The following is a 21,245-nucleotide window of genomic DNA, read 5'->3' as shown; positions in this document are numbered from 1 at the left end:
GGATGAATAACAAAGATCTAAAAAAAGTAGTTGAATCTGCTTTAGATGAGCAAAAAGTACCTCATGTTAAATTAAGGAAGATTGGTGCTAGCAAGGTTGACGTTGCTAGTTTGACTAAACCTTCAAAAGAAACAAGACAAGAATATTGGGGTAAAGGTTTAACATATTTTGCCATTATCTTAATTATTATTTTAGTTGCTTCAATTATTGGCTTTATTGGATTTCATGGTTTAGAAACTTTTACTAAAGATCATGTAAATATCTTTCATTTTTTAACTTCAAGCGATTGGGATCCAGGTGAAGGTAAAAATCATGTAGGAGCAGCTGCGATGATTGTCACTTCATTTGCCGTAACGTTACTAGCAGCTTTAGTAGCTACTCCATTTGCAATTGCAGTGGCACTTTTTATGACTGAGTATTCTTCTAAAAAGGGCGCTCGTTTTTTACAGTCGGTTATTGAATTATTAGTAGGTATTCCGTCTGTTGTTTATGGATTTTTGGGATTAACAGTTATTGTTCCGTTTATTAGAAATATTTTTGGTGGAACTGGATTTGGTATTCTGTCAGCTACTTTAGTTTTATTTGTAATGGTATTGCCGACAATTACTTCTTTAACTGTTGATAGTTTGAAAGCTGTGCCCTCTGATTATCGAAAGGCTTCCTTAGCATTAGGGGCAACTAAGTGGCAAACAATTTATAAGGTGATTTTGCGAGTTGCTTCACCAAGAATTATGACTGCAGTAATTTTTGGGATGGCTAGGGCCTTTGGTGAAGCTTTGGCTGTACAAATGGTTATTGGTAATGCAGTCTTAATGCCAGCTAACCTAGTAAGTCCATCAGCTACTTTGACTAGTCAATTAACTAGTCAAATGGGTAATACGGTTATGGGAACCTTGCCAAACAATGCACTTTGGTCTTTGGCATTATTACTATTGATTATGTCATTAGTCTTTAACTTCTTAGTCCGCTTAATTGGAAAGAGAGGACAGAAATAATAATGAATGCAAAAACTCGTAATAAAATTGCTACAACGGGTATATATACTTTAGTGAGTATTGTTGTAATTATTCTTTTTGGAATTTTAGGCAATATTTTAGTTTCAGGTGTACCGCATCTTTCATGGCATTTTTTATCTTCTGAGGCTTCTTCTTATCAAGCTGGGGGAGGAGTAAGAGATCAATTATTTAACTCTTTATATTTGCTAGTTTTGACTCTAATTATTTCACTTCCAATTGCATTGGGAGCAGGAATTTATTTAGCTGAATATGCAAAAGATAATTGGTTTACTAGTTTAATAAGAACTACAATCGAAATTTTGAGTTCACTTCCTTCAATTGTTGTTGGTTTATTTGGTTATTTGCTATTTGTAGTTCAATTTGGATTTGGATTTTCCATTATTTCTGGTGCTTTAGCTTTAACATTTTTTAACTTACCAACTTTAACAAGTAATATTGAACAAGCTATTGAGGGAGTACCTGAAGCTCAAAGAGATGCTGGCCTTGCTTTGGGTCTATCTAATTGGAAGACAATTAGAGGCATCGTGTTACCGGCAGCTTTGCCTGGTATCTTAACAGGAATTATCTTGAGTGCAGGTAGAATTTTTGGTGAAGCAGCAGCCTTGATTTATACAGCTGGACAAAGTGGATCAACAATTGATTATAGTAACTGGAACCCACTTAGCCCAACTAGTTTCTTAAATATAATGCGTCCAGCAGAAACATTAGCAGTTCATATTTGGAAAGTTAACACTGAAGGAATTATTCCAGATGCAACTATTGTTTCAGCTGCAACATCTGCATTATTAATCATAGTAGTAATTTTGTTTAACCTTGGAGCACGTGCTTTAGGTAATCATTTATACCGCAAGTTAACTGCTGCTAAGTCATAAGGAGAACTTTATGCAAAATGTAAATGAAGCACCTACTTTTATTCATCAATTCAATAAAGACGATCAAATAATTTCAACTCAAGATCTTAGCGTTTTTTATGGTGGTACAGTTCAAAAACTGTTCAATGCTAGTCTTCAATTTAAGAAAAAGACAATTACAGCTTTAATCGGAGGATCGGGCTCCGGAAAATCAACTTTTTTACGTTGTCTTAATCGAATGAATGATAAAGTAGCACGCGTTGATGGTGAAATTTGGTATCACGATTTAGACATCAATAAGAATAATATTAATGTTTATCAATTGAGAAAAAATATTGGGATGGTTTTTCAAAAACCTAATCCATTTCCTAAATCAATTAGAGAAAATATAACCTATGCATTAAAAGCAAATGGTGAAAAGAATAAGCAAAAGCTAGATCAGATTGTAGAGGAAAGTTTAAGAGCAGCTGCTTTGTGGGATGAAGTTAAGGATAAGCTTGATAAGAGTGCCTTAGCCATGTCTGGTGGCCAGCAGCAACGACTTTGTATTGCTCGAGCTTTGGCAATAAAGCCTGAAATTATACTACTTGATGAACCAGCCAGCGCGCTTGACCCAGTGTCGACTTCTAAGCTTGAAGATACTCTTAAGCAACTTCGAACAGATTACACTATGATTATGGTTACGCATAATATGCAGCAGGCTAGTCGAATCAGTGACTATACTGCATTTTTCCATTTGGGTCACGTCTTAGAGTACGATACTACCGAAAACATTTTCACTAATCCTAAAGGTGAAATTACGGAAGATTATATTCGCGGAAGTTTTGGATAAGGGAGCTATTGTGGAAGATATTATTACAAGTAAGGATGTTCACTTAAGCTACGGAAATGTTGAAGCTTTACATGGAATAAGTTTAGATTTTGAAGAAAAAGAATTGACCGCTCTTATTGGACCATCAGGATGCGGAAAATCAACCTTTTTACGTTGCTTAAATAGAATGAATGATGATATTCCTAATATTCATATTACTGGCGATATTAAATTTGAGGGCCAAAATATTTATGATTCTAAGATGGATTTAGTAGAATTACGTAAGGAAGTTGGAATGGTTTTTCAACAACCAAGTCCATTTCCGTTTTCTGTATACGATAATATTGCTTATGGCCTGAGAATTGCAGGAATAAAGGACAAAGAATTAATTGATCACCGCGTTGAAGAGAGCTTGAAGCAAGCGGCAATTTGGAAAGAGACTAAGGATAACTTAGATCGAAATGCGCAGGCCTTTTCTGGTGGTCAGCAGCAAAGAATTTGTATCGCTCGAGCTTTAGCAGTTCGACCAAAAGTAGTTTTGTTAGATGAGCCAACGAGTGCACTAGACCCGATTTCAAGTAGTGAAATTGAAGAAACTTTGCTTGAATTAAAACATGAGTTTACTTTCATCATGGTTACTCATAACTTGCAACAAGCTTCTCGAATCAGTGATTACACTGCATTCTTAATGAATGGCGACTTGATCGAATATGGTAAGACAGCAGATATGTTCATGAATCCTAAGAAGCAAATTACTAGTGATTATCTGAATGGACGTTTTGGTTAATAAGGAGATTTTTTAAGATGCATGAAATTTTTTTAGATGAATTACGTAAGTTAAATACTCGTTTTATGGGTATGGGGATTGACGTTAGTGAAGCAATTGAAGAAGCAACTCAGGCTTTTGTTGAACACGATAAAAAGTTGGCTCAAAGCTTGGTAAAAGATGATCAAAAAGTTTCACGCGCAGCTACAAAAGTTGAAAAAAGAACTTTAAAATTAATGGCGCTGCAACAGCCTGTTGCTAGTGATTTTAGAAATGTAATTAGTATTTTAAAGGCTACTGGAGATTTAGAGCGTATTGGTGAAAATGCCAATTCAATTGCTTGGGAAACAATTCGCGTTAAAGGTAATCCTCGTATTCCAGAAGTTGAAGCAATTATTAAATCAATGGCTAAAAAGGTTAACTTTATGCTTGATCAAATTTTGAAGGCTTATGTGCAGGATGATGAAAAATTGGCTCGTGAAGTTGCACAAAAAGATGACGAAGTAGACGAAGAATACGTTAAGGCACGTAATTTAATTATTACTGGAATTAAGCAGGATCCAGAAGCAGCCGTTGCTTCTTCAAGTTACTTTATGGTAATTCGTTTACTTGAACGAATTGGGGATCACGTAGTGAACTTAGCACAGTGGGTTATTTATAAATTATCAGGTGAATTAGTAGATTTAAATACTAAAGATACTGATGAAATGACTGAATTATAGGATTTATATTTGATAATGAGATGACTAGACCGAAAATACTAGTCATCTTATTTTTTATCTTCAGATGTAAGCGCGTGCAAATTTTACTAAAGAAATTTATAATAGAGTTATAAATTAAACTGTAGTATTGATTGGGAGAAATTATGAGTAATATAATTCAAAAAAAGAAAAAGCATCAATTTCCGACAGCATATACAGTTATTATTATCGTTTTGTTATTGGTGCAAATCTTAACGTTTTTTATACCATCCGGTAACTATACAACGCTTGAGTATGATCAACCAAGTAAAGAATTTGTGATTACAAAACCTGATGGAAGTAAACATAAAGAAGCTGCAACACAGAAGACTTTGGATAAATATAAAGTCAAAATTGATGTTAAGAAGTTTACTAATGGTACAATTTATAAACCTGTAGCGATTCCTGATTCATATAAAAAGATTGATCAGAAAAAGCCTGGGCTTGCTGGAGCAATCTATGAATTCTTGTCCTCTCAGATAAATGGGATTGCACAAAGTATTGATATTATTGCCTTTGTCTTAATCTTAGGTGGCTGTATCGGTGTAGTACATGCTAATGGTGCAATTGATGCTGGAATGCAGGCACTTTCTAAAAAGATTAAGGGTAAGCAAATATTATTAATTGTCCTCGTTATGGGCTTAATTGCTATTGGTGGAACGACCTTTGGGTTAGCAGAAGAAACAATGGCCTTTTATCCAATATTAATTCCAGTCTTCTTACTTGCTGGATTTGATCGGATGACGGTAGTAGCGACCATTTTTCTAGGAACCAGTATTGGTACGATGGCATCAACTATCAATCCCTTTTCAACTGTGATTGCTTCTAATACTGCTGGTGTGAACTTTACTGACGCTTTACCACTTCGCATTTGTATGTGGGCAACATGTGTCATTGTAGGGATGATTTATGTTATTGTCTATGCTAAAAAAGTTCAAAAGAATCCAAAAGCGTCATATGTTTATAATGATTTTGTTAAAGAAGATCAGGAGTATTTGAATCAAGAAGACACCGTAAAAGAGCAGAAATTTACTTGGCGTCAGAAGTTAACTCTGCTAGTTTTTGCAATTGCTTTTATTGTGATGATTTGGGGTGTGCAACAAAAAGGATGGTACTTTACTGAAATTGCGGTTGTCTTTTTGGCAACTGGATATATTTTTGCCTTTATTTCTGGTTTGAATGAGCATAAATTTGTTGAAAGCTTTGTGAATGGTGCGGCAGACTTGTTAGGAGTTGCTTTAACAATTGGCCTAGCACGGGCTGTTTCAATTGTGATGGAAGAAAGTCATACAAGCGATACGATTATGAATTTCTTTAGTCAACAAGTATCCGGAATGCCACCACTTTTATTTATTTGGTTTATGTTCTTGGTCTATGTTGTATTAGGCTTCTTTATTCAATCGTCATCTGGCTTAGCTGTTCTATCAATGCCGATTATGGCTCCTTTAGCCAATGTAGTTGGAATTGACCGCGCAAGCATTATTGATGCCTATAACTGGGGTCAAGGCTTTATTAGTTTAATAGCCCCAACAGGTCTTATCTTAATGAGTTTAATGATGGTAAATATTGGTTTTAACAAGTGGTTTAAATTCTGCTGGAAATTATTAGTGATTGAATTTGGTATTTGTTTAGCCTTCCTAGCTATTGGCTTAGTTGTTTATTAATAAGCAAATAAATAGCTTTTAGAAACGTTTCTAGATATGATTTACGTGTAATCAGTGTTTAATATTTTTTAAGGAGTTATATTATGACTTATCCAAAAACTAAAAAGATTATGAATGAAATTGTTGCTGATTTAACTCAAACTCATATGCTTGTACATCAACATCATTGGTATATGCTAGGACGTGGATTTTTGAAATTACATCCATACTTAGATGAAGTAATGGATGAATTGGCAGAACAGCAAGATGGTGTTGCTGAAAGACTAATTGAAATTAATGGTAGTCCAATTTCTACTTATGAAGAGGTATTAGAAGAGACAAATGTTCCTGATCAACTAGGTAGCTGGGATTTATCAATCGAAGAAAGATTTCAATTAATTGTGAATGCTTATAAGCAACTGCGTGATGACTATGAACGTGGTATAAAAATTAGTGAAGATGAGGGCGATGACTCTACTAATGATTTACTTATCGCCTATCATACAGCTGTTGAAAAGAGAATCTGGATGATGTCAGCTGAACTTGGTCAACGTCCAGGTGAAGGTGAATAAATTTTGAAGCTTAAAGAGGAGTGCGAAATTAATGTGCTCCTTTTTTATTGATTGTGGACTGCAGTATTTTAAAATAAGATAGAAAATTTAGGTATAAGAATGGATTTGTTTAATTATCAGCAAACTAGGGATGCTGCCATTAAAGCAAGGTATGATTATCATCTAGCATACAAGCCAGGACAAGTTAATAGTACAAAGCAAGTTGAAGAGGCAATTAAGAAGTTATCGTAATCAGATAAAGCTTTTATGTTCATCATCGGTAACACAAGTAATCCTATGGCAGCAATTCCATCGATCAATTATGATATAAAGAAAAATACTGTAAATAAACTAATCATGACTTACTATTATTTTAAAAAAGAATCAGAAAATAAAATGAATCGACAAATTGTTGTTGTACAAGCGGATGATTTTTATAAATCAATTTCTTTATAGTTTTAGACAAATAATGAATGGTTCTTTTTGCTATAATTAAAAGAAAAAGATCGTACGTGAAAGGAAAAGGCGATGAATAAAGTTACGATTGTTGGATCAATTAATGTTGATAATATTATGCACATTAAAAAGCTTCCTCAACCAGGAGAAACAATTGCTATGTCGGAATTTTCCAAAGCTGCTGGTGGAAAGGGTGCAAACCAAGCTGTAGCAAGCAGTCGAGCAGGAAATGAGACAATCTTTGTTGGCCGTGTTGGTGATGATGATAATGGCCGTTTTATGCTTGAACAATTTGAGGATAATGGAGTTAATGTTGAGCATGTAGTTGTAATTCCCAATCAACAAACAGGTCAAGCCTATATTTTACTTCAAGAAACGGGACAAAATTCGATTATTATTCAGCACGGTGCTAATTTTGATGTAACAGCTGAAGATGTTAGAAATGCTAAAGATCAAATTGAAGACAGTGAGTTTGTAATTGCTCAATTTGAAACTCCACTTGAAGCAACTATCGAAGCTTTTAAAATAGCAAGAAATGCTGGGAAAACCACTATTTTAAACCCAGCGCCAGCACGCACTGATATTCCACAAGAATTATTAGAGTTAACGGATATTATTACACCTAATGAAACGGAAGCTGAAAGTATCACTGGCATTAAGGTTGATAGTGAAGAATCAATGAAAAAGAGCAGTGAAATTTTCCATCAGATGGGTATTAAAGGCGTAATCATTACAATTGGTGAACGTGGATCCTTTATTTCTTATAAAGATATTGAGGAAGTAGTACCGGCATTTAAAGTAAAAGCAGTTGATACAACCGCCGCTGGCGATACTTTCTTAGGAGCTTTAGCTAGCGAGTTAAAAGCTGATATAAGTAACTTAAAAGATAGCGTGGTTTATGCGTCTAAATCATCGTCATTTACAGTACAAAAGGTAGGAGCTTTCCCATCTATTCCTACTAGAGATGTTGTTGAAAGAGCTTTAAAAGAGGATTAAGCAATGGATAAGACTGAACAAGATCAATTAAAAAAAGAAGCTGCTACAAAGGCTGCTAAAGTGGTAAAATCTAATTCCGTGTTGGGGGTTGGAACTGGCTCAACAGTTGCATTCTTTATCGATGCGTTGGGTGAACGTAAAGAAAAAGAGGACTTTAACTTAAAGCATATTGTTACCACTTCTAATCGTAGTAAGAAACAACTTGAAGAACTCGGCTTTAAAGTTGATGAATTAGCAGATATTGATCAAGCTGATTTAACGGTTGATGGAGCTGACCGAGTAGATGATAATCTTGATGGAATCAAAGGTGGCGGTGGTGCCTTAACTTTAGAGAAGAACGTAGCTATTAATTCTAAAAAGATTATTTGGATTGTTGATGAATCAAAACTTGTTCATCATTTAAGTGGCTTTCCGCTTCCAGTTGAAGTTCTACCTGTTTCTGCAGAACAGAATTTCAAGCGTTTTGAAGAAGGATTAAAGCCGCAATGGCGTTTAGATGAGAATGGCGAGCGTTATGTAACGCACTATGGCAACTACATTATTGACTTAGCTGCTGATCCAACTCCTGTACCACATGGTTTAGCTGATTATTTGGATCATACAGTTGGTGTTGTTGAACATGGATTGTTCCTTGATATGTGCGACGAAGTAATTATTGCTCATAGCGATGGTACGATTGAAGATAAGAAGAGAAAGTAATTATTTGGACTCATTGAAAAAAATGAGTCCTTATTTGTTTAATCAAGTAGTAATCAAGGTATAAAAATGACAATTGGAGAAGCTTTAAAAGCAGAAAGAAAGAGATTGGGATTAAGCCAGTCTCAAATGACAGGAAATTTAATAACGAAATCACATTATTCAAAAATTGAACGTGGCTTGTTTGACATTAGAACAAATGATTTATTAACAATTTTAAATTTACATAACATTGATGTGGTTGAATTTTTTAAAAAGATTTCTGTTACTAATCAAGAAGAAAATACGAAAGCCTATTTAGCACAGCTTCATGCAGCTTATTACACGAGAAATATTAAGAAAATTGAACAAACTAGTAGTAAATTAAAAAATAAACAACTCCAAACACCAGAATTAAAAAACTTAGAGGCACAAGCATCTCTTTTGAAAGCTTACCTTACAAATAGTATTAATACATTATCGGATAAGTCAAAAGAAAATATTAAAAAGATTATTTTTAGTAATGATGAATGGCAAGTAGAAGATTTAAGGCTATTTGCGATTGCTATATCACTTTTTGATATTTCTGAATTGAATTCGGTGGTAAAATCCATTATTAGTCGCCATTTTAATTTGAATTTGGAAGAAAAGGAATTTAGGTTAGTTTTATCCGCAATACTAGTAAACTTTTTATCTTATTCTGTTAAAGTTCAAAATTCAGATACTCAATTGATCAAGAAAGTGTTTCAAGTATTAGATAATTTAAATGGAGAACCCGATAATTGTTTCGCAAAAATAATGACTTTATATTATCGAGAGTATTTTACTGGAAACAAAGAAAAAATTGATGAAATTATTGGCGTTATGAAAGATAGTGGAATGAAAGGAATATTCAAAAACAAAAAATGAAAGTGTTAAATTTAACACTTTCATTTTTTTATAAAAACTATGTTTATTATGAACATATAAAGTTAATTAAAAATAGAAATGTGGTTAATTATATGTTTATTCCGTGCTATCCACTATAAATAAATTAAAGAAATGAGATGATAAGAATGAAAATAATGGATATTAATTTGATTAGAAAATAGAACATAATCATTTTGCAAGTAGTCTAAGTTGTGGTTGTTCTGTGATTCATTAGTAAAATATAGTTGTTTGACAATAAGAATGTTAGTGATAGCATTCTTATTTTGTATATTTCAGGAGAAAAAACTATGAGGATCAACTTTAAGTGGATAGTTAAAAATCTTCCTGGGTGGTTGATATTACTGATTCTAATATTTTTAATTGCTGGTGGCTTTGAAGGTGTAGTAAATGGAATTATTTTAGGACAATTTCCTAATTTAGTTGGTGTGTCTTCAAATAAATTAATCTTATTTTTAATTCAAAGCACTATCATCTTTTTCATTGTCTATACAGCTTTAGTTTTGAAAAATATACTCTTAAATTATGCACGGAAAATTTTAAGAGTTTCTCTTAAAAAGAAGATGCTTCTAAGCAGTTTTTCAAATTATCAAGAACCAGAAAAAGGGTTGAATCAAATTAGTAATGTTGCTGCAAAGATCGATGAGAATTATTTCTCTCTAATTGCGGAGATTTTATCTACTGCCGTGGCTGCTGTAATTTCAACAATTTATGTTTTACAGGTTAATATATTAATGGGAATTATTTTTGTAGCTTTTTCTTGCTTAAGTTTAATTCCAATGCTTTTTGGTAAGAAAAAACTTGGAAGATTAGGAGAAGAATGGAGTAGAAGCAATACTAAAGTAATGCACACTGCCGGTGACTGGCTACGCGGATTTCGAGATATTATGCAATATAATGCTCAAAAATTATTTTTTAAACGTGTTTCTACTTCTATTGATCAAAATGAAACTATTCTTCTAAAACAAGAAAATTTGCAATGGCTTGTTCAATATGCAAACTTATTATTTACAATTTTAGCTTTAATAGGACCATGGGCAATTGGTTTTTACTTTGTTATTAATAATTTATTTAGTGTCACTATTAGTGCACTTCTTTCCTTAACTCTTTCTGCAAATAGTGTAGTTCAAAATTTTCGTATTTTGATGCAATGTTGGTCAAAAGTAACAGGAACAACTAATTTGAGAAAAATTAAAAGCATTAATCAAAGGGTGCTTGATTTACAAGAAAATAGTTTAAGTCATTCTAATATTGAGTTAGAAAATGTTGAAGTGAATTATAATGAGCACCAAATTTATCAGAATCTTAGTTTAAATATTCCTTATGGAAGTAAAATATTATTGCAAGGTCCATCAGGAGCAGGGAAGAGTACCTTTCTGAATTTAATAGCTGGTATGGTTAAGCCTAATAAAGGAAAAGTGTTGATTGACAAAAGAAAGCCAAGTTTAGCTGATGTAACATATATTGCGCAGACACCGTGGATTTTTGAGGGAACAATCAGGGATAATTTATCTTTAGGCGAAAACTATTCTGATAAAGAGCTAATGAAAATCTTGGAAAAAGTAGGATTAGTAGCAGAATTAGGAGAAAATATCCTTAATAAAGAAATAAATCCAACGCGGGAAAATATTTCGGGCGGACAAAAGCAAAGATTAATAATAGCTCGTGCACTTTTAAGAAATAAATCTATTGTTTTACTTGATGAAATTACTGCGGCTTTAGATGATAAGAATAGTGAGAAGATTAGAGAACTAATATATCAAGTACCCGGAACAATTATTGAAAGTGCGCATCATATAAATGATGCGCTCCTTGATAAGTATGGATTTGTTAAAAAGAAAATTGAAAATCAAAAAATATTTTAACTTTTAAAGACTTGACCACTTCAAGTCTTTTTTTGTTGTTAATCTTAGTTCATAATAAAGATGATACGTAATTTTAGAAAGAAGGACCTTTATGTCAAAAAAGCCCTTGATTATTAGTACAGATCCTGGAATCGATGATGTTGCTGCAATGACAGTAAGTTTATTTGCAGATGAATTAGATGTTAAGATGATTGTACCAACTTGGGGCAATGTTTCTTTAGAGCATACCCTACAAAATACTCTTGATTTAGAGAACTTTTTACATACTAAAGTGCCTGTAGTTAAAGGTGCTAATCAACCACTAGTGCGTCCAGCCATTAGTGCAGCTTCTGTTCATGGTAAAACAGGGATCGCTGGTTTTGAATTTGAAACTGCAAATGATGATTTGCTTGAAAAAGGACTTGCTGCTACTAAGATGTATGAAGTAATAAAAAATAGTCCTGAAAAAGTAACTCTTTTAGGTGTTGGTCCCTTAACTGATTTCGCACTTTTGTTTAAGCAATATCCTGATGTAGTAGAGAATATTGCTGAAGTTTATATTATGGGTGGAAATATTGGTCATGGAAATCATAGCCCGTTTGCAGAATACAATATTGCTGGAGATCCAGAAGCGGCGCAGATTGTTTTTCATTCAGGTTTGCCCGTTTATGTTGCACCGTTAGAAATTGGAGACAAGGCCCATTTGACCCAAGATCAAATGGATAAAATTAAAAAATGTGGCGAAGTTGGAAATATGCTGTATTCAATGTTTTCACATATTCATGAACCTGATGGAGATACTAGAATTAAGATTTATGATCCAACTGCCGTAGGAATTATGCTTCATCCTGAATTTTTCACCTTAAAACCAGCCAATGTTGAGATTGAATTAGCTGGACGCTATACATATGGCGCTAGCGTAATGGATTTCTTAAGTGAAAAACATAATGCACAAATTGCAACCGACGTCGATACAGAGAAGTTTGCGACTTGGTTCATTCAGAGTATCCAAGCTGCCAATAATGGGAGAAAATAATGACTGATTTAGTCTATCGCTCAGTAATGCGTGATATTAAACAAAAAATACTTAATAATGAATATGAAGATATGCGCTTACCAGATGAACGGAGTTTAAGCGACTATTACCATGTAAGCCGTTCATCTATGAAGCGAGCTTTAGGATTACTTGCTCAGCAGGGAATAGTTTTCAAAAAAAGGGGCAGTGGCACTTTTATTAATCCTCTTTACTTAAAGAATCAAGCTCTCTTTAAATATGAGGGCTCAAATCTAGGTATTACGGATTCTTTTAGCGTTCCTGGTAAAAAACAAAGTATTGAGCTATTAGACTATCAAGTAATTAAGGCTGATGAAGATTTAAGACAAGATCTATTTTTAAAAGAATCAGATTTTGTTTACCAAATTAAGAGGCTGCGTTTATTGGATGATCAACCATTTTTGATTGAAACTGGTTTTATCCCAATTAAGATTACACCAGAATTAAATCCAGATATTTTAAAGGGATCGCTGTTCAATTATTTAGAAGACACACAAAACAAAACAGTAACACGATCATTCTTAACGATTACTGTTGAACCTTCAACATTAGAAGATCAATCAAAGCTGATGCTTGCTCCTAATGAACCAGTGGGTGTGATGGAAGGGATTTTCTTTTTAGATGATGGAACGCCGTTTGAAGTTTCAAATATGCGTATCCACTACAAATATATGAAATACAATACCTTTGTTAATTTAAGTCAAGAATAAAAATAAAGACATCGTTTTTCTCGGGGGATTGAGAGAAGCGATGTCTTTTTTGATAAATAAGATAGTTTAATCAAATTGTAAACTATCATCAACTGGTGACAGCTGCGTCATCATGATCTTGGGCTTTGACTATAACTTTTAAAATTGTTTGAAAGAAATTGATCAATATGAATTTGATATAGCAGTAATTGAGACATCTTCAGTTAATAAAAATGGTGTTTTTGTAGTTAATCATTCTGATGCACAAATTAAAAGAGAAGTTATTCAACGAACCAAAACAGTTATTTTACTAGCAGAAAAATATAAATTTAAAGAAGATCCTTCTTCACCATATAAAGTGGTGGATTGCGACTAGGCCGATATATTGATTAGGGATAATAAGTTAAAATCTCAATATCGAAAGTACCTTAGAAAAAATATTAAGATTCCTGAAGTGCTAGTAGAAGAGCAAAGAAATAGATAATTTTTAAAGATATTATTAAGCAATTAGAATTGGACCGTCCCAATAATCTAAAAGATTGAATTTTTGGATTGAATAATCTATGATTAGTACTGTAATAAGCAATGAAAACTATTTCAAGGAGATATTTTGGTATGGCAGTAAATTACGATTCTCAAGAATATTTAAAGAGTGTTGATGCATACTGGCGTGCAGCTAACTACTTATCAGTTGGTCAATTATTTTTAATGAATAATCCCCTCTTAAAGGGTGAATTAAAGGCTGAAGACGTAAAACCTAAGCCAATTGGTCACTGGGGCACAATCGTTCCACAAAACTTTATTTATGCGCATTTAAATCGTGCAATTAAAAAATATGATTTAAATATGTTTTATATTGAAGGCTCTGGTCACGGCGGTCAGGTAATGGTATCTAATTCTTATTTAGATGGTTCTTATACTGAACGTTATCCAGAAATTACTCAAGATGAAAAGGGAATGGCTAAATTATTTAAGCAATTTAGTTTTCCAGGCGGTGTTGCTTCTCATGCTGCACCAGAAACTCCAGGATCAATTCATGAAGGTGGAGAGTTAGGTTACTCACTTTCTCATGGTGTTGGTGCAATTTTAGATAATCCAGCTGTAATTGCAGCTGTTGAAATTGGTGATGGTGAATCAGAAACTGGTCCACTTGCTACTTCTTGGTTCTCAAGTAAGTTCATTAACCCAATTAAAGATGGTGCTGTCATTCCAATTTTACAAATCAATGGCTTTAAGATTTCCAATCCAACTATCGTTTCTAGAATGAGCGATGAAGATCTGACTAAATATTTCGAAGGAATGGGCTGGAAGCCTTACTTTGTTTCTGCATATAAAGATGGTGAATTTAATGGTTATAAGGACCACATGGAAGTCCACCAAGAAATGGCTAAGACCATGGATGAAGTAGTTGAAGAAATTAAGGCTATTCAAAAGCATGCTCGTGAAAATAATGATGATTCATTAGTGAAATGGCCAATGATTGTCTTCAGAGTACCTAAGGGTTGGACTGGACCTAAGTTTGATTTAGATGGAAATCCAATTGAAAATAGTTTCCGTGCTCACCAAATTCCAATTCCTGTTGCTCAAGGCGACATGACTCATAAGGAAATGCTTACTGATTGGATGGAAAGCTACAAGCCTGAAGAATTATTTAACGAAGATGGTTCGCCAAAAGACATTGTTAAAGAAAATACGCTATCTGGCGATCAAAGAATGGCAATGAATCCGATAACTAATGGCGGAATTGATCCTAAGGTATTGAATATGCCGGACTATCGTGATTTTGCCGTTGAATTTGATAAGCCTGGTTCTGTTGAAAAGCAAGATATGGCTGAATGGGCTAAATATCTTGATAAGATGGCTGAACTAAATCCAAATAATTTCCGTGGTTTTGGTCCAGACGAAACAAAATCTAACCGTTTATTCCAACTTTTAGACAATCAAAAGCGTCAATGGATGGAAAATATTCATACTCCAAATGATGAAAACTTGGCTCGTGAAGGTCGCGTAATTGACTCACAATTATCTGAGCACCAAGATGAAGGCTGGCTTGAAGGGTATGTTTTGACCGGCCGTCATGGATTCTTTGCTACCTATGAAGCCTTTGGTCGTGTAGTTGACTCAATGCTTACTCAACACATGAAGTGGCTTAGAAAGGCTAAAGAACAAGCCTGGAGACATGATTATCCAGCTTTAAATTTGGTTGATACTTCAACTGTTTTCCAACAAGATCATAATGGATATACTCACCAAGATCCGGGTATGCTTACTCACCTTTATGAGAAGAATCGTCCAGATTTAATCCATGAATACTTACCAGCTGATACAAACTCGCTTCTTGCAGTATCTGATAAGGCGTTTAGAGATCGTGAATGCATTAACGTTTTAGTAACTTCTAAACAACCTCGTCCTCAATGGTTCTCAATTGAAGAGGCAAAGAAGTTAGTTGACAAGGGACTTGGTTATGTTGACTGGGCATCAACTGATAAAGGCGCAAAACCTGATGTTGTCTTTGCCTCAACTGGTACTGAACCAACAATTGAAACTTTAGCAGCAATTGATTTGCTCCATAAGAAGTTTCCAGATTTAAAGATTCGATATATTAATGTTATTGACGTGATGAAGTTAATGTCACCTGAAAAGAATCCAGAAGCAATCAGCAATAAAGAATTTGATCGTCTCTTCCCAAAGGGTACACCAGTAATTTTTGCTTGGCACGGCTTTAAATCAATGATGGAATCGATTTGGTTTGACCGTGGACGTGGTAAAGATGATGTTCACATTCATGGCTACGAAGAAAATGGTGATATTACTACTCCATTTGATATGCGTGTTTTAAACCATATTGATCGCTATAATTTAGCTAAAGAGGTAGTAGAAAGCGTCCCTGAATTGAGTGAAAAGAATGCTGCCTTTATTGACGAAATGGATACTTTACTTGCTAAACATCACCAATATATTCGTGATAATGGTAAAGATATGCCGGAAGTTACTGATTGGCAATGGGAAGGCTTGAAATAAAATTAGAATAATTCTTCAAAAAGACCTAATTGAGTTTAGGTCTTTTTTGATTAAAGCTATTGAAAATTCGCTCTATGCTTACTAAGCTGTTTGTTGTTATAATGGTTTTGTAAAATGTAAGTGTAATTTTATTTGTAAGGAATTTTATAGAAAGAGATGATTGGATGGAATTTAAAGATGTTTTAGCGCGCGAACATGCAACAAGAAAGTTTACTGATCAAAGAGTAAGTGAAAAGACTATTATTAAGGTGTTAGAAGAAGCACAAAGAACTCCATCCTTACTTAATTCACAACCTTGGCGGATATATGTGGCTGAGGGTGAAGTAGCAAAGGCAATAAGACAAGAACATGAAGAAAAGACTTTAGCTAATGAAGAACCACACGAAGACTTTGCTTCTTTGCTAAAAGTCGAATGGAATACATTTCCAAGTAAGAATATGGCAACAATGAGTGAAACTTTAGATTATTTCTTACGTGGGGAATCAGATGATTTTGATCGAGCTCAATTAAAATTGTTCAATGCTCCAATAATTGTCTTTTTAACTATACCTAAAAAATCTCCAGCTTGGTCAATTTTTGATCTTGGTGCATTTTCTCAGACATTGATGTTGGCAGCAAATAATCGTGGTTTAAGTACAATGCCTGCACAGGCTTTTGTTAAATATCCGGATGTAATTAGAAAGTACTTAGATATACCAGAAGATGAATCAATTGGTATTGGTATTGGATTAGGATATCCTAACAAAAAAGCTACAATTAATAACTATAAGTCTAAACGTGTATCTTTAGATGAAATTTTAAAAATTAAAAAGAATATCTAAATTTGAAATTCCTGAAGAGATAAAGTCTAATTTATTAGCTTTAAACTTTTTAGGAGTTTTTTATATACTTGTTTAAAATAAAATTAAAATATGGCATAATTATAAAAATAGAGAAAGGATAAATAAGAAGATGACGCTATTAGTTTCTCCAGAGCAATGGGCTAATTGGGATCAATGGTTCAATTATACTTTGCCAGGTTATATTTTAATTTTAGGAACAATTTTTTTATTTGTTGGTTTAATTCCATTTTTATGTGTACGTAAAAAAATAACTTATATTTTATTTGGTGTAACAACTTTAGTTTTGGTAACTTTTCTTGGGATATCTTATTTTAAAAATAAGGAATCAACCGAATATGTAAGAGAAAATCATTATTTGACAGCTATGGTTAGAGAATATGATGCTCAAATTTTCTCTAATAAATACTATGATCCAGATGAAATAGAGAGCTTTAAATATATTGCTGATATTAATACTCCCTCTCATTTGCCATCCATTTATAAAAAGATACCAGTTAAGCAAGAAGTTACCTATCTTGGTAAGAATGACTACTACGCCTTTGTGAAATTAGATAATGTGGTGATGAAATTCAGCTTATCTGATTGTAAAAAGATCCCTGGTAGTAAGGCGTACTTTACAGGATATCATTTTAAATTAAGGAATAAAAAATTTATGAAATTAGGTTTTATTGATCTAAAACATAATTTACGTGATAAAGTGGAGTTGCCTAGAGAGGTTTATAATAAAAAAGTATCAAAAAATATTGAGGAAAATTATAATCATCCTGGATTAGTTGCAAACTGGATCCCTGATTCGGAGAAATAATGCTAAAATAGAGATGTAATTATTTAATATATAAAAAGGTGAAAATCACTTGTCTACAAGTACTATAACTACTAATTTAATTGTTATTTTCATAACGTTTTTAATTGCGATTTTCTTTGTTGTTGCTGAATTTGCTTTAGTGCAGACTAGATCTAGTCAGCTAGAAGATATGCTGGCCAATGGTCAAGGAAATCCTAAGAAATTAAAGCGTGCTTTGCACATGGTTCATAACTTAAATGAATCATTATCTACTACACAGGTAGGTACTACTTTAGTTGGTGTTATTTTAGGTTGGATTGGTCAAGGAACGATTGAAGAGTTATTGACTGATGTATTTAAAATGACACCTTGGTTTAGTGCAAAAACGAGCGGAGTATTAGGCGCAACTCTAGGTGTTGTATTGTTAACTTACTTAGAGGTTGTTGTAACTGAAATAGTTCCTAAAAATATTGCCATTGATATGCCAGTTAAGTGTTTAATGGCAGTTGTTACTCCGTTAGCTGTTTTCCATACCGTGGTGTATCCATTTGTTTGGTTACTTAACCACAGTGCTAATGGTTTGCTTCATTTATTAGGAATGCAATCAGCAGATGAAGAGAGCGAAGTTTATTCACAGTCAGAAATTTTACGGTTATCACGTAATGCCGTAACAGGAGGCTCCCTTGATAAGGATGATCTTGTGTATATGGAGCGTGCCTTTGAATTAAATGATAAGGTTGCTAAAGATATTATGACTGACCGTACACAACTTCAAGTGTTGAATGCAACTGATAATGTTAAGACTGCTTTAAAGAAATATATTGAAGATGGTTTCAGTCGTTTTCCAGTTGTGCGTGATAATGATAAAGATGATGTCGTTGGATATGTTTATGCCTATGATATTGTTAGTCAAGACCAAGAAAATCCTGATGTACCAATTACTAGAATTATTAGAGCGATTATCACTGTGCCTGAATCAATGCTAATTCAAGATATCTTGAAGTTAATGATTAAAAAGCATACACCAATTGTTTTGGTTGTTGATGAATATGGTGGTACGAGCGGAATTGTAACGGATAAAGATATTTACGAAGAACTCTTTGGATCTATTAAAGATGAGATTGATGATGTTTCTGATGAATACATTGTCCGCGATGATCATGGTGAAGTCCACGTTTCTGGAAAAACCACTTTGTATGATTTTGAACGTTACTTCCATACCAAGCTCAAGGCTTTTGAAGATAGCGACATTATCACTATCGGTGGCTATATGATGGAACACTATCCTAACTTAAAGAAGGGCGAGTCTGTAGAATTAGAAGGCTTTAACTTTAAGCTAGTGAATATTGAACAAGGTTTCATGCGTTGGTTTATTGTTTCTAAGCTAGATAAAGATAGTAACAGTGCTAATTTGCAAGATAGCGATCAAAATAGTAAAGAAAAAGATGAATAATCGGAAAAAGGCACCTAAGATAGGTGCTTTTTTTAGTCAGTAAATGTTATAATTCTACTAATAACAAAGCATTTGTAGAAGATATAGAGGGTTAAGATGCAAAATAGTGATAATATTGACAACATTATTGATCGTGTTTTATTTAGTCAAGATGATATTGAAGAAATCTGTCAAAGACTTGGTAAGCAATTAACTGAAGACTATGCTGGCAAGTTTCCATTAGTTGTTGGAGTATTAAAGGGTGCTGTTTACTTCATGACTGATTTAACACGCCACATGAATGTAAAAATGCAAAATGACTTCATGGATGTTTCTAGTTATGGTGATGGTTTTGAATCAACAGGTAAAGTGAGACTAGATATTGATGTTCAAGCAGAGGTGAAGGGCAGAGATGTATTATTAGTTGAAGATATTGTTGATACTGGTCATACTTTAAAATTTATGAAAGATCTATTAATTGAACGTGGTGCTAAGAGTGTTAAGTGCTGCGCATTACTTAACAAGACTGAGCGTCGTGAAGATGATGTAGTTGTAGATTACTATGGTTCAGAAGTTGAGAATGAATTTGTGGTTGGTTATGGTCTAGATTACTTGAATGCTTATCGTAATTTACCTTACGTTGGAGTTTTAAAACCTGAAGTTATCCAAGCAAACTTAAATCGTTAATTAGATAAACTTATTAATGAATTATAAAAGGGTTGAAAATTGTTCGCTATGTAGCGAGAATTTTCAACCCTTTTTCTAATGTTTCTTATTATTTAATTATTGTTATGTTTTTTCATGTAATAGTAAACTGGTAAACCTAATACTGTTAGTCCAATTCCAGTGATAGATAACCAAAACTCGTTGATTATTGTACTAATTACGATAAATAAACCACCACCGATTGAGACGATGGGAATGATTGGATACCAGGGAACAACATAAGGGCGATTTAATTTAGGTTCGCGGTAGCGCAAAATTACAACTGCAATTGAAATTAGTGTTGTAAAAGTCCACATTACAAAAACGAGCATATTGGTTAATAGATCGAAAGTTCCTAGTAAGATCATGATTAAAGATACACCAAGAATAATTAGTGCACTAATTGTTGGGACGCCTGTGTTAACGTTAGTTCGACCGATTTTGTGTGAAAATGGCAACATTTTATCTTTAGCTAGAGTATATGGAATTCTCATCCCAGTTAACATAAATCCATTAATTGCTCCGTAAACAGAAATCAAAATTCCAATAGTAATTAACTTGCCGCCTAAACTGCCAAATAGTTTTAATGAAGCGAGGTATGCTGTGTTTTGATTTCCAATAATTTCTTTAAAAGGAATAGTAGTTAGGAAAGCGTAGTTTACTAATACATAGATTAAAGTAATTGCGGATAGTCCAATAATAATAGCTCTTGATAGATTTTTTTCTGGTTTTTTAACTTCTCCCGCTAAATTTGTTACATTGATCCAGCCGTCATAAGCAAATAAGGCAGCTAATAAACCACCGCTCAAGCCAGTCCAGAAAGAAATATTATGACCAGAACTTAAGGGAAGAAGATTAACAGTGACTTTTGATGAATTAAAGAGACCAAAAAGTACAATTAAGGCAATTGGAATAGTTTTAAGTATCGTCATTGCAGACTGCATTTTAGTTGAAAATTTAGTTGAAATGAGATTTAACCCCATTAAAAAGAGTGCGAGCAGTAATGCTACTAATGTAGCATATTTAGTTGGAATGCCAAATAGAACAACGAATTGCTGTCCAAAAACTACGCTTAAAGCGGCGATATTGGCTGGGAAGTAAACTAACATTTGAGCCCAACCAAATAAAAATCCCCAAACTTTTCCATAAGTATATTCGATATATTTTATTGATCCACCAGTAACTGGAAGTGCAGCAGCAATTTCAGAAACCGTTAGGCCGGACGCAATAGAGACGATTCCAGCTAAGATCCAAACAAAAAGAGTTAGGGATGGAGTCCCCGTCTCGTGACTAATACTTCCAATTTTAAAGAAGACACCTCCACCGATTACAGTTCCGACAACTGTGGCTAGAGCCTGTCCAAAGCTAATTTCTCTTTTCAATATTGCTTTCCTTTCGATTTTTAACGATAAGTATATTATTGATATCATTTTATACTAAAT

20 protein-coding genes and 1 pseudogene are annotated in these 21,245 nt (G+C 33.6%); 20 read left to right on the top strand and 1 reads right to left on the bottom strand.

Annotated elements, in window-relative coordinates; genetic code table 11:
• Positions 1-2 precede the first annotated feature (2 nt).
• From pstC to hpt, 20 genes and pseudogenes are all read left to right on the top strand, one after another.
• The gene (gene pstC, locus FD18_RS05400) at positions 3-995 is read left to right on the top strand and encodes a phosphate ABC transporter permease subunit PstC (RefSeq protein WP_057718976.1); all 993 of its coding nucleotides are present in this window, start codon (positions 3-5) and stop codon (positions 993-995) included.
• Positions 996-997: 2 nt separating this feature from the next.
• The gene (gene pstA / locus FD18_RS05395) at positions 998-1,888 is read left to right on the top strand and encodes a phosphate ABC transporter permease PstA (protein ID WP_057718975.1); all 891 of its coding nucleotides are present in this window, start codon (positions 998-1,000) and stop codon (positions 1,886-1,888) included.
• 10 nt (positions 1,889-1,898) lie between these two features.
• Positions 1,899-2,699 carry a phosphate ABC transporter ATP-binding protein PstB gene (gene pstB / locus FD18_RS05390; RefSeq protein ID WP_057718974.1) on the top strand — a complete coding sequence of 267 codons (801 nt, stop codon included), beginning with the start codon at positions 1,899-1,901 and terminating at the stop codon, positions 2,697-2,699.
• 10 nt (positions 2,700-2,709) lie between these two features.
• Positions 2,710-3,465, top strand: a complete 756-nt coding sequence (pstB, locus tag FD18_RS05385; protein WP_057719021.1) for a phosphate ABC transporter ATP-binding protein PstB — start codon at positions 2,710-2,712, stop codon at positions 3,463-3,465.
• A gap of 17 nt (positions 3,466-3,482) precedes the next feature.
• Positions 3,483-4,166, top strand: a complete 684-nt coding sequence (gene phoU, locus FD18_RS05380; protein WP_057718973.1) for a phosphate signaling complex protein PhoU — start codon at positions 3,483-3,485, stop codon at positions 4,164-4,166.
• 143 nt (positions 4,167-4,309) lie between these two features.
• Positions 4,310-5,848 carry a YfcC family protein gene (locus tag FD18_RS05375; RefSeq protein WP_057718972.1) on the top strand — a complete coding sequence of 513 codons (1,539 nt, stop codon included), beginning with the start codon at positions 4,310-4,312 and terminating at the stop codon, positions 5,846-5,848.
• 83 nt (positions 5,849-5,931) lie between these two features.
• Complete coding sequence (locus FD18_RS05370; RefSeq protein ID WP_057718971.1) at positions 5,932-6,399, top strand: Dps family protein; 468 nt, start codon at positions 5,932-5,934, stop codon at positions 6,397-6,399.
• A gap of 99 nt (positions 6,400-6,498) precedes the next feature.
• Positions 6,499-6,630 carry a hypothetical protein gene (locus tag FD18_RS10345; protein WP_256978390.1) on the top strand — a complete coding sequence of 44 codons (132 nt, stop codon included), beginning with the start codon at positions 6,499-6,501 and terminating at the stop codon, positions 6,628-6,630.
• A gap of 276 nt (positions 6,631-6,906) precedes the next feature.
• On the top strand, positions 6,907-7,830 hold the full coding sequence (gene rbsK, locus FD18_RS05360) for a ribokinase (RefSeq protein WP_057718970.1): 924 nt from the start codon (positions 6,907-6,909) through the stop codon (positions 7,828-7,830).
• Between the two features lie 3 nt (positions 7,831-7,833).
• Positions 7,834-8,529, top strand: coding sequence for a ribose-5-phosphate isomerase RpiA (gene rpiA / locus FD18_RS05355; RefSeq protein WP_057718969.1), 696 nt, complete (start codon positions 7,834-7,836; stop codon positions 8,527-8,529).
• Between the two features lie 66 nt (positions 8,530-8,595).
• Positions 8,596-9,414: a helix-turn-helix domain-containing protein gene (locus tag FD18_RS05350; protein ID WP_057718968.1), complete on the top strand. Its 819-nt coding sequence runs from the start codon at positions 8,596-8,598 to the stop codon at positions 9,412-9,414.
• 308 nt (positions 9,415-9,722) lie between these two features.
• A complete protein-coding gene (locus tag FD18_RS05345) occupies positions 9,723-11,297 on the top strand; it encodes an ATP-binding cassette domain-containing protein (RefSeq protein WP_057718967.1) in 1,575 nt (524 codons plus the stop codon).
• A gap of 91 nt (positions 11,298-11,388) precedes the next feature.
• Positions 11,389-12,312, top strand: a complete 924-nt coding sequence (locus FD18_RS05340; RefSeq protein ID WP_057718966.1) for a nucleoside hydrolase — start codon at positions 11,389-11,391, stop codon at positions 12,310-12,312.
• Complete coding sequence (locus FD18_RS05335) at positions 12,312-13,040, top strand: GntR family transcriptional regulator (RefSeq protein WP_003647599.1); 729 nt, start codon at positions 12,312-12,314, stop codon at positions 13,038-13,040. The genes FD18_RS05340 and FD18_RS05335 overlap by 1 nt, the downstream gene beginning before the upstream one ends.
• A 142-nt stretch (positions 13,041-13,182) precedes the next feature.
• Positions 13,183-13,503, top strand: a pseudogene (locus FD18_RS05330) (DeoR/GlpR family DNA-binding transcription regulator); the annotation flags it as partial.
• 131 nt (positions 13,504-13,634) lie between these two features.
• Positions 13,635-16,040, top strand: coding sequence for a phosphoketolase family protein (locus FD18_RS05325; RefSeq protein ID WP_057718965.1), 2,406 nt, complete (start codon positions 13,635-13,637; stop codon positions 16,038-16,040).
• 164 nt (positions 16,041-16,204) lie between these two features.
• Positions 16,205-16,861, top strand: a complete 657-nt coding sequence (locus FD18_RS05320) for a nitroreductase (RefSeq protein WP_057718964.1) — start codon at positions 16,205-16,207, stop codon at positions 16,859-16,861.
• Between the two features lie 130 nt (positions 16,862-16,991).
• On the top strand, positions 16,992-17,687 hold the full coding sequence (locus FD18_RS05315; protein ID WP_057718963.1) for a hypothetical protein: 696 nt from the start codon (positions 16,992-16,994) through the stop codon (positions 17,685-17,687).
• A 49-nt stretch (positions 17,688-17,736) separates the two neighbouring features.
• Positions 17,737-19,119 (top strand): hemolysin family protein, encoded by a 1,383-nt coding sequence (locus tag FD18_RS05310; RefSeq protein ID WP_057718962.1) that lies wholly within the window; start codon positions 17,737-17,739, stop codon positions 19,117-19,119.
• Positions 19,120-19,215: 96 nt separating this feature from the next.
• Positions 19,216-19,785 carry a hypoxanthine phosphoribosyltransferase gene (gene hpt, locus FD18_RS05305; protein WP_057718961.1) on the top strand — a complete coding sequence of 190 codons (570 nt, stop codon included), beginning with the start codon at positions 19,216-19,218 and terminating at the stop codon, positions 19,783-19,785.
• A 92-nt stretch (positions 19,786-19,877) separates the two neighbouring features.
• Here the strand turns inward: hpt and FD18_RS05300 are convergent, their stop codons facing one another.
• Positions 19,878-21,185, bottom strand: coding sequence for an APC family permease (locus FD18_RS05300; RefSeq protein ID WP_057718960.1), 1,308 nt, complete (start codon positions 21,183-21,185; stop codon positions 19,878-19,880).
• Positions 21,186-21,245: the final 60 nt, after the last annotated feature.

Source organism: Lactobacillus taiwanensis DSM 21401 (assembly GCF_001436695.1).
GTDB classification, from domain to species: domain Bacteria; phylum Bacillota; class Bacilli; order Lactobacillales; family Lactobacillaceae; genus Lactobacillus; species Lactobacillus taiwanensis.
Note: the sequence above shows the minus strand (reverse complement) of the source record. Positions and strands in the feature narration are given on the sequence as shown.